Genomic DNA, 8,700 nt, shown 5'->3' with positions numbered 1-8,700 from the left:
ACAACCTCGCACCCAGACATAAAATTTCCTTGTACTTGTACATAGAATCTAGAATCGGCGCATCATCCCTTCCGGAGTCCGACATGCGCCGTCTGCTGTGCTGCCTTTTCGCCCTGTTGCCATTCGGCCTGTGGGCGGCAGACATCTCGATCAGCAAGCCCTGGGTGAAAGGCACCCTGCCCACCGCTACGGCCACGACCGCGCACTTCGAAATATTCAGCGATGACGCCCTCACGCTGGTGGCCGCACAGACACCGCTGGCCGAGCGCGTGGAATTGCGTGTGATGCGCTTCGCACTCGACGGCGGCCCGCTGCGCCCGCAAACGGTGACCGAGATCGCCATCCCTGCGCGCAAGCGCATGCAGTTCACGCCGGTCAGTGAGCATCTGGCGCTGGTGGGGCTGCATCAGCCAGTCAAGGGCGGTCAGCGCATCCCGCTGACACTGGTACTACGTGCCCAGGATGGCAGCGAACGGCGCGTCGAAGTCGAGGCGCTGGGGCGCGACCTGCTCGGCGGACCGCAGCCCTAGCCGCCTCGTTCGGAGCCTTGGCAACAGGCTCAGCGCTCGTTCGTTTGAGTCGAGGACTGAGACTGCTTCTGCGGCGGGCGCGGATGCTCCAGCGGCCCCTTGATACCACAGGCAGTCAGGACAAGGCTCAGGAACAGGACAAGGACGATCGGGCGTTTCATGGTGAATTTGGGTCTCGGCGGAAGCGGGGATCTTGGAAGCTGTGCGGGATCTGTCGCGAGAGGTCGGCTGCGGGATGAAGCGCAGCGTATGAATCCCGGTCACGGTCTCGCAGTAAGATCATAAACAGCTTCTCAACAAACGGAGCAGACCTCAGATGGCATCAGCGGATTTTCTGGCAACAGCCCAGGCCAAGCTCGATGAGCTGGAAGCAAGGATAGAGGCGGCAGCCGACGCGGCTGGCGTCGACATCGACATCGAACCGCAGGCCGGCGGCATTCTCAAGCTGGCGTTCGAGGACGGCAGCCAGATCATCGTCAATCGCCACGAGGCGGCAGGCGAGATCTGGGTGGCGGCCCGTGCCGGCGGCTTCCATTTTCGCCCGCAGGAAGACGGCTGGCGTGACACCCGCGACGCCGCGCTGCTCGACGCGCGCCTGCAGGCGCTGATCTCGCAGCAGGCGGGTTACGAGATCAGTTGGTGAAGCGCGACCAGAAGTCCGGTTCGGCGTGTGGCTGCTCGGCGCCTGGCGCGGATGCCTCGGTCGCCGGGTCATGCAGCGGCAGGTGCTCTTCGTAGATGTAGTCCGGCCCTTCCTTGTCAAAGGTCGGCTGTACCTCCACCAGGCCGGCCGGCATCGCCAGATGCTGTTCCGGTTCGTCCTTGAGCGCCACGCGCATGTAGTCGATCCACATCGGCAGTGCGAGAACACCACCAGTCTCACCGGAGCCAAGCTTGCGCGGCTGGTCGAACCCCATCCAGGCCACACCGACCAGTGCCGGTGAATAGCCGCAGAACCAGGCATCCAGGTAATCGTTGGTGGTGCCGGTCTTGCCGGCCAGATCGCCTCGCTTGAGTGCCATGGCCTTGCCTGCGGTACCCCGGCGCACCACGTCCTTCATCATCAGGTCGGTAAGGAACACATTGCGCGGATCGAGCACGCGCTCGGCTTCCTCGGTGCCGGCCACGGCGGGCTCCACGCGGGCGATCACCTGCCCGTTGCCGTCCTGGATCTCCTTCACCACGAAAGGCTGGATGCGGTAGCCGCCGTTGGCAAACACCGAGTAGGCGGAGGCCATCTGCCAGGGCGTCACGTTGCCCGCACCCAGCGCCAGCGTGAGGTAGGGCGGATTCTTGTCTGCGTCGAAGCCGAAACGGCTCACCACGTAATCCTGCGCATAGGCCGGCGTGATCGCATCCAGCAGACGGATGGCGACGACGTTCTTGGATTTCGCCAGCGCGGTGCGCAGACTCATCGGCCCTTCATATCGCCCGTCGTAGTTGCCCGGGCTCCAGGGGCGGCCACCGGTCTGTTCCGCGGTGTAGTGCAGCGGCGCATCGTCAAACACCGCGCCCGGCGTGAAACCCTTCTCCATGGCAGCGGAAAAGATGAAGGGCTTGAAGCTGGAGCCGGGCTGACGCCAGGCCTGGGTGACGTGGTTGAACTTGTTACGCGCGAAATCAAAACCGCCCACCAGCGAACGGATCTCGCCAGTACGCGGATCCAGCGAGATGAAGGCGCCCTCCACCTCGGGTGGCTGCACCACCTGCCATTCCTTGCCCGAGCGGGCCACACGGATCACTGAGCCAGGCTCCAGGCGCTTCTGTGCCGGTGCGTTGCGCGCCATCATCGGCCCGGGGAAGCGCAGCGCGCGCCCGGTCAGCTCGATCACCTCGCCACCACGCAGATAGGCGCGCAGCTTCTGCCCCGGCACGGATTCCAGCACGATGGCAGCCCGCATCTCATCGAGATCGGGGAAGCCGTCGACCAGTTCCTCCAGGCTCTTCGCGTCCTCGGCGTCGGAGCCGACACCGCGCAGATCCACCTTGCCCTCTGCACCCCGGTAACCATGGCGGCGTTCGTACTCGATGGCAGCACGCCGCAGGGATTGGTAGGCGGCCAGTTGATCGTCCTTGCGCAGCGTGGTGATCACGCGGATACCGCTGCTGTAGGTCTGCTCCTTGAAACGCTCGTAGGCGATCTGGCGCGCCATTTCGGCGACGAATTCGGCATGCAGCGTAGGTTTGTTACGCTGCACGGCATTGCGCCCGATGGCCAGACGCAGCGGCTCCTTCAAGGCCTCGTCGTACTGGGCTGTGGTGATGTAGCCCAGCTCCTGCATACGGCGCAGCACGTATTGCTGACGCGCGGTGGCACGCAGGGGATTGACTACCGGGTTGAAGCTCGACGGCGCCTTGGGCAACCCTGCCAACATCGCCAGTTCGGCCAGCTTGAGCTGCTCCAGCGGCCGGCCGTAGTAAGTCTCGGCGGCCACGGCAAAACCGTAGGAGCGGTTGCCGAGGAAGATGTGGTTGATATAGACCTCGAGGATCTTGTCTTTCGAAAGCTGCTGTTCGATCTTCAGCGACAGCAGAATCTCGTAGAACTTGCGGCTGATCTTCTGCTCACGGCTGAGGTAGAAATTGCGCGCCACCTGCATCGTGATCGTGCTGCCGCCCTGCTTGGCCCCCCCGGCCAGCATGCGCAGCGAAGCCCGCGCCAGCCCCATCACGTCGACACCCGAGTGTTCGTAGAAGCGGTCATCCTCGGCAGCCAGAATGGCATGCTTGAGCATGGCCGGCACCTTGTCGATGGAAACGAAGGTGCGGCGCTCCTCGCCGAATTCGCCGATCAGCTCGCCATCCGCGGTGTAGATGCGCAGCGGAATGCGTGGCGTGTACTCGGTCAGCGCCTCCAGCGAGGGCAGCCGCGGCCAGGCCATGGAAGCCGCGATGGCAAGCGCCGCCGCCCCCACGATGCAGAGGCCGAAAGCGCTGATGAGACCGATGGTTAGGATGCGTTTGAGCATGTCGTTCCCGCAGGAAATGGCAGGGCATTATCCCGGAAACCCCGGGCGGGCGCATATGCCCCCGCCCGGCGCGATCCGGTGACCGTGACAGACAGCGCCACGGGCCGCAGAATTCCGCTCACCCGACACCCACAGAGAGATTTATTGATGAAGATCGCCACCTGGAACGTGAATTCCCTCAAGGTCCGCCTGCCGCATCTGCTCGACTGGCTGGCCACCGAATCGCCCGATGTGGTCTGCCTGCAGGAGCTCAAGTGCGAAGACAAGGCCTTTCCGCTGGCCGAAATCGAAGCCGCAGGCTACCGAGCCGTGAGTAACGGGCAAAAGACCTACAACGGCGTGGCCATCCTGGCGAAGTCCGCGATCGAGGATGTGACGCGCGACATCCCGGGCTTTGCCGACGAGCAGAAACGCATCATCGCCGCCACCGTGGATGGCGTGCGCGTGATCTGCGCCTATTTCGTCAATGGACAGGCCGTGGGCTCGGAGAAATTTGCCTACAAAATGGCCTGGCTGGAAGCGCTGACCGGCTGGCTGCACGAGGAACTGGCGCGGCATCCGCAACTGGTGCTGGCCGGAGACTTCAACATCGCGCCGGAGCCGCGCGACGCGCATCCGGACTGGAAAGACGAAATTCACGTCTCGGTGCCCGAGCGCGAAGCCTTCACGCGTCTGTTGCAGCTGGGTCTCACGGATGCTTTCCGCCAGTTCGAGCAGCCGGAGAAGAGCTACTCCTGGTGGGATTACCGCATGATGGCCTTCCGGCGCAATTTCGGCCTGCGCATCGACCATCTGCTGGTCTCCACGGCGTTGGCGCCGGCACTCACCGCCTGCTGGGTGGACAAGGCGCCGCGCAAGCTGGAACGTCCCTCGGATCACGCTCCGGTGCTGCTCACGCTGGCCTGATCAAACGGCGGCATGCCGGCGTAACGCAGCCAGCAAGGCGAGCACCGCCGCACTGTGTTCGTGACGGCGGTAGAACGCGATCAGGTCGGAATCGAAAGCCCCACCGATCAGGGGCCTGAACACCACCCCCGGCAGTGCGAATCGCGCGGCCGAAGCCGGCAGCAGGGCTACGCCGAGGCCACCGGCCACCAGGCCAACGGCCGAGCTCATCTCGTTGACAACCATGCTGCTGCGCGGTGTGAAACGTGCCGCCTCGCATAACAACGCAATGGCGTGGCCGGTGCCGCAGCCCGGCGGATCGTCGGGCACCAGGAAATTGTTCTCCGCCAGTTCGGGCAGCGCGATACCGGCTCGCGTGGCCAGAGGATGCGAATCAGGCAAAGCGACGATCATGGGTTGCCGTGAGAGGACCAGACTGTCGTAATCCTCCGGCGGCTCCGGCATCGGGCCACGCGTGATGACCAGATCGAAAGTCTGGGTCCGTAACGCGGCGAGGTGGTCGGCGGCCAGGCGCATGTGCATGCCGATACGCACCGCCGGGTGCGTAGCGCGAAAGGCTGCCAGCGCGCTCAGAAAGGGCAGCTCGGCCAGTGCACTGCTGACGTAGCCGATATCCACGCGCCCCGTCTCGCCCCGTGCTGCGCGCCGCGCCGCGCGCCCGGCCTGCTCGGCGTGCATCAGGGCCGCACGGGCTTCGACGAGAAAAGCCTCGCCCGCCTCGGTCAGCGTGATGCGACGGTTGGCGCGATGGAACAGACGCACGCCCAACTGCTCCTCCAGCGCGCGGATCTGTTGTGACAGGGCGGGCTGTGCAATGCCCAGCCTCACCGCGGCGCGCGCCACGTGCAGTTCTTCGGCGACGACGACGAAATAATGGAAGTGGCGAAAATTCATAAGATAAAACTTATCAATCCAGCCTGTTTAATGCAATTGATAGAATGTTTACAGCCCTGCACAATGCAGCCCGAGTGTTGCGCATTCATCTATCTGCGATGAATGACTTAAAGGTGGAGATGGCGCCCGCGCCCTCCACCTATTTTTTTTGAGCTTCCCATGACCGACCGAACCACCTCCTTTTTCGCCCGCCCAGGCAGCGTGATGCTGCTGGCCACCTTCTGCTGCCTGCTGTGGGGCAGCGCCTACCTGGCGATCAAGCAGGGCTATGCCCTGTTCCACATCGCGAGCGGCGACGTGCCGGCACAGATGCTGTTCGCCGGCCTGCGCTTCACGGCGGCCGGTGTGATCCTGCTCGTGGCTGCCCGACTGATCGGCTGGAAGATCGAGCTGCCGCAGCGCGAATGGCTGCCCGTCGGCATGCTGGGGCTGACCCAGACCGCGATCCAGTACGTGTTCTTCTACATCGGTCTGGCCTTTGCCACCGGCACCAAGAGCTCGATCATGAACGCCACCGGCACCTTCTTCTCGGTACTGCTGGCACATTTCCTGTACCACAACGACCGCCTTTCCCAGCGTTGCGTGATCGGCTGCAGCGTGGGCTTCCTCGGCGTGGCCGCCGCCAACTACGGGCCGACGCTGCTGCAGCCCGACTTCACGCTGGCTGGCGAAGGCTCGGTCGTGCTCGCCGCCTTCATCCTTTCGGCGGCCACCATTTACGGCAAGATGATCTCCCAGCGCATCAACGCCATCGTCATGACCGGCTGGCAGATGAGCTTCGGCGGCCTGGTACTGACCGCCGTGGGCCTGATCACCGGAGGGCGCATGCAAGGCTTCACGCCCACCAGCCTGGCTTTGCTGGGCTACATGGCCGTGCTTTCCTCGCTGGCCTTCGGCCTGTGGAGCGCGCTGCTGAAATACCACCCGGTCGGCAAGGTGGCGGTCTACAACTTTCTGATCCCGGTGTTCGGCGTGGCCTTGTCGGCCATTTTCCTCGGTGAGGCGATATTCGCCTGGAAGAACGCCGTGGCGCTGGTCCTGGTCTGTGCCGGCATCTGGCTGGTGACTGCCGAGCGCCCCAAGACCTCGGGCTGACCCAACCCCGCCGGGCGGGGAAATTGCCGTCATCCCGACAAGGCCAAGGCACTGTTTTTCCGCGATAATCGCGCTCCCCTACAGTGTTTTGACCATTACAAGATGTCCCTCCGCCGCCCTGAACTCCTCGCTCCGGCCGGCACGCTGGCCATGCTCGACACCGCGCTGGCCTTCGGCGCCGACGCGATCTATGCTGGCCAGCCGCGCTACAGCCTGCGCGTGCGCAACAATGATTTCGGCAATCCGGAAGTGCTGAAGACCGGCATCGACCGTGTGCATGCGGCAGGCGGCCAGTTCTATCTCGTCTCCAACATCTATCCGCACGGCGCCAAGCTCAGGACCTATCTGCGCGACATGGCGCCAGCGATCGCCCTCAAGCCGGACGCGCTGATCATGTCCGACCCCGGCCTGATGATGATGGTGCGCGAGGCATGGCCCGAGCAGGCCATCCATCTCTCGGTGCATGCCAATACGGTGAATGCGGCAGCAGTGAAATTCTGGGCACGCAACGGCGTGAGTCGCGTGATCCTGTCGCGCGAACTCTCACTCGACGAGATCGAGGAGATCCGCCAGGCCTGCCCCGAAACCGAGCTGGAAGTCTTCGTACACGGCGCGCTGTGCATCGCCTATTCCGGACGCTGTTTGCTCTCCGGCTATTTCAACCATCGCGATCCCAACCAGGGCAGCTGCACCAATTCCTGCCGTTGGGATTTCAACGTGCAACAGGGCAAGACCGACGCCAGCGGCGATGTGTACCTGATCGAGGAACGCGAGCGCCGCGCCGGCAGCTACAACGTGATCGAGGAAGACGAGCACGGCACCTACATCCTCAACAGCAAGGATCTGCGCGCCATCGAGCATGTGCAGCGGCTGGTGGCGATCGGCGTCGACTCTCTGAAGATCGAAGGCCGCACCAAGAGCCCCTACTACGTGGCGCGTGCCGCCCAGGCCTACCGTGCCGCCATCGATGCGGCGCTGGCCGGCACGCCGCTCGACCCGGCACTGGTCGATTCGCTCGATGGCCTGGCCAATCGTGGCTACACCGACGGCTTCTTCGATCGCCATCAGGAAGCTGCCCGCCGTGGCGGCGATGCGGAATTCCAGAACTACGCACGCGGCAGTTCGGAATCCGCACGCAGCCTGTATGTGGGCGATGTGTTGCGGTACGACGCCGCGCGTGGCCTGGCCGAGGTGGCAGTGAAGAACCGTTTCGCCGTCGGCGACCGGCTGGAGCTGGTGCAGCCGCAAGGCAATCTCACTTACGAGATCACAGCCATGCAGAACGCCGAAGGCGCCGCCATCGAAGTCGCGCCCGGCGACGGCCACCGCGTCTGGCTGGCGCTGCCGGCCGACAGCGTCGGCGCGTTCGTGACGCGGTTTGTGGGCGGCTGAAGCCGGAAGGCGATTCTCTTTTCCGCGCTAACACATCGGGCGCGGATTCAAGCTTGCGGCCTTGGTTTTCGTGATCCGCAAAGCCGTTCGTAGTTCGTAGGGCGGAACTCCCTGGAGGTTCCGCCAGCCACCCGGAGGGTGGCATCAAGCCCCTTGTAACGCTGACCAATCAATGCGGTTCGGGCCTGATGTCGAGGCTGCCTTTGCCGCGGCGGGCCCACTGGCCCCGTTTGCGGGGGAGGTAAAAAGCTGCCGTCCCGGCAGCTGGCGAAATCTCCAAGGAGTTCCGCCCTACATCCGGGATACGTGGTACGCGTCAGGCATAGATTCCGGGTTACAACCTTGTGCGTGGCGAATACGATTTCATCGTATTAAATTAACACCAAGCTCTTCAATTATATTAATTGTGCTCAATGGCATGCCATCCAATAAATGATTCAACACAAGCGACCTACCGACAATCTCGCCAGACAAGAGACAGTCCCTATCAAATCGACCACCAGCATCAAACATTAAACCAATCGATTCAAGCAAAAAAACAGAGGCACTCATCGTCCACATAGGGACATATTCTTTTTCAGAAAAATTTTTTCTTAAATTAAAATCAGAACCTATTTTCTCACAAAACTCATAAGTCTTCCTCAAAAAAAAACAACTGATTATTCTCATCGAAACCATTGCCATCTGAAAGTAAAAATGAATAAAACCCGCTTTTTACGCCCCACATAAACCCACGCATTGAATCGCCCCCGGTTCACTAGACACTTCGAAGCCTTAAGCTGGCAACCAAGTGGAGGTGTCTATGAGTAGCAAGCGATACACGGAAGAGTTCAAGATTGAAGCGGTCAGGTCAAGCAAGTGACCGATCGCGGACATAGCGTTGCGGACGTTGCCGGGCGACTGGATGTGAGCAT

General features: G+C 62.6%; 9 protein-coding genes and 1 pseudogene. 6 read left to right on the top strand and 4 right to left on the bottom strand.

All coding sequences use genetic code 11. The features are described from left to right. Positions 1–83: 83 nt before the first annotated feature. Entirely contained in the window at positions 84–530 is a 447-nt protein-coding gene (locus tag BGI27_RS16855) for a copper chaperone PCu(A)C (protein WP_095525956.1), read from the top strand. A gap of 29 nt (positions 531–559) precedes the next feature. Here the strand turns inward: BGI27_RS16855 and lptM are convergent, their stop codons facing one another. Beyond that, entirely contained in the window at positions 560–691 is a 132-nt protein-coding gene (lptM, locus tag BGI27_RS18940; protein ID WP_095525955.1) for an LPS translocon maturation chaperone LptM, read from the bottom strand. Between the two features lie 155 nt (positions 692–846). On the opposite strand from lptM, the gene cyaY reads away from it, so the two are divergent. Beyond that, positions 847–1,173, top strand: coding sequence for an iron donor protein CyaY (gene cyaY / locus BGI27_RS16845; protein ID WP_095525954.1), 327 nt, complete (start codon positions 847–849; stop codon positions 1,171–1,173). On the opposite strand, the gene BGI27_RS16840 is transcribed toward cyaY, so the two are convergent. Further along, positions 1,163–3,499: a penicillin-binding protein 1A gene (locus tag BGI27_RS16840; RefSeq protein ID WP_095525953.1), complete on the bottom strand. Its 2,337-nt coding sequence runs from the start codon at positions 3,497–3,499 to the stop codon at positions 1,163–1,165. The two genes, cyaY and BGI27_RS16840, sit on opposite strands and share 11 nt — an antisense overlap. A 147-nt stretch (positions 3,500–3,646) precedes the next feature. On the opposite strand from BGI27_RS16840, the gene xth reads away from it, so the two are divergent. Beyond that, positions 3,647–4,405: an exodeoxyribonuclease III gene (xth, locus tag BGI27_RS16835; protein ID WP_095525952.1), complete on the top strand. Its 759-nt coding sequence runs from the start codon at positions 3,647–3,649 to the stop codon at positions 4,403–4,405. Here xth and BGI27_RS16830 read toward each other — a convergent pair whose 3' ends face one another. Continuing rightward, on the bottom strand, positions 4,406–5,299 hold the full coding sequence (locus tag BGI27_RS16830; protein WP_095525951.1) for a LysR substrate-binding domain-containing protein: 894 nt from the start codon (positions 5,297–5,299) through the stop codon (positions 4,406–4,408). It lies immediately after the preceding gene. Positions 5,300–5,458: 159 nt separating this feature from the next. On the opposite strand from BGI27_RS16830, the gene BGI27_RS16825 reads away from it, so the two are divergent. Together BGI27_RS16825 and BGI27_RS16820 are read left to right on the top strand one after the other, a co-directional pair. Next, complete coding sequence (locus BGI27_RS16825) at positions 5,459–6,394, top strand: DMT family transporter (protein ID WP_095525950.1); 936 nt, start codon at positions 5,459–5,461, stop codon at positions 6,392–6,394. Between the two features lie 102 nt (positions 6,395–6,496). After that, a complete protein-coding gene (locus BGI27_RS16820; RefSeq protein WP_095525949.1) occupies positions 6,497–7,786 on the top strand; it encodes a peptidase U32 family protein in 1,290 nt (429 codons plus the stop codon). A 363-nt stretch (positions 7,787–8,149) separates the two neighbouring features. On the opposite strand, the gene BGI27_RS16815 is transcribed toward BGI27_RS16820, so the two are convergent. Further along, positions 8,150–8,455 (bottom strand): hypothetical protein, encoded by a 306-nt coding sequence (locus BGI27_RS16815; RefSeq protein WP_141239789.1) that lies wholly within the window; start codon positions 8,453–8,455, stop codon positions 8,150–8,152. Positions 8,456–8,588: 133 nt separating this feature from the next. Between BGI27_RS16815 and BGI27_RS16810 the strand changes: the two are divergent. Next, positions 8,589–8,700, top strand: a pseudogene (locus BGI27_RS16810) (transposase); the annotation flags it as partial.

It is taken from the genome of Candidatus Dactylopiibacterium carminicum, assembly GCF_014736495.1.
Lineage (GTDB): Bacteria > Pseudomonadota > Gammaproteobacteria > Burkholderiales > Rhodocyclaceae > Uliginosibacterium > Uliginosibacterium carminicum.
Note: the sequence above shows the minus strand (reverse complement) of the source record. Positions and strands in the feature narration are given on the sequence as shown.

Coding starts and splice junctions, on each gene's coding strand:
- BGI27_RS16820 (WP_095525949.1), top strand. CDS start 6,497: ATGTCCCTCCGCCGCCCTGAACTCCTCGCTCCGGCCGGCACGCTGGCC.
- BGI27_RS16830 (WP_095525951.1), bottom strand. CDS start 5,299: ATGAATTTTCGCCACTTCCATTATTTCGTCGTCGTCGCCGAAGAACTG.
- cyaY (WP_095525954.1), top strand. CDS start 847: ATGGCATCAGCGGATTTTCTGGCAACAGCCCAGGCCAAGCTCGATGAG.
- BGI27_RS16815 (WP_141239789.1), bottom strand. CDS start 8,455: ATGAGAATAATCAGTTGTTTTTTTTTGAGGAAGACTTATGAGTTTTGT.
- lptM (WP_095525955.1), bottom strand. CDS start 691: ATGAAACGCCCGATCGTCCTTGTCCTGTTCCTGAGCCTTGTCCTGACT.
- BGI27_RS16855 (WP_095525956.1), top strand. CDS start 84: ATGCGCCGTCTGCTGTGCTGCCTTTTCGCCCTGTTGCCATTCGGCCTG.
- xth (WP_095525952.1), top strand. CDS start 3,647: ATGAAGATCGCCACCTGGAACGTGAATTCCCTCAAGGTCCGCCTGCCG.
- BGI27_RS16825 (WP_095525950.1), top strand. CDS start 5,459: ATGACCGACCGAACCACCTCCTTTTTCGCCCGCCCAGGCAGCGTGATG.
- BGI27_RS16840 (WP_095525953.1), bottom strand. CDS start 3,499: ATGCTCAAACGCATCCTAACCATCGGTCTCATCAGCGCTTTCGGCCTC.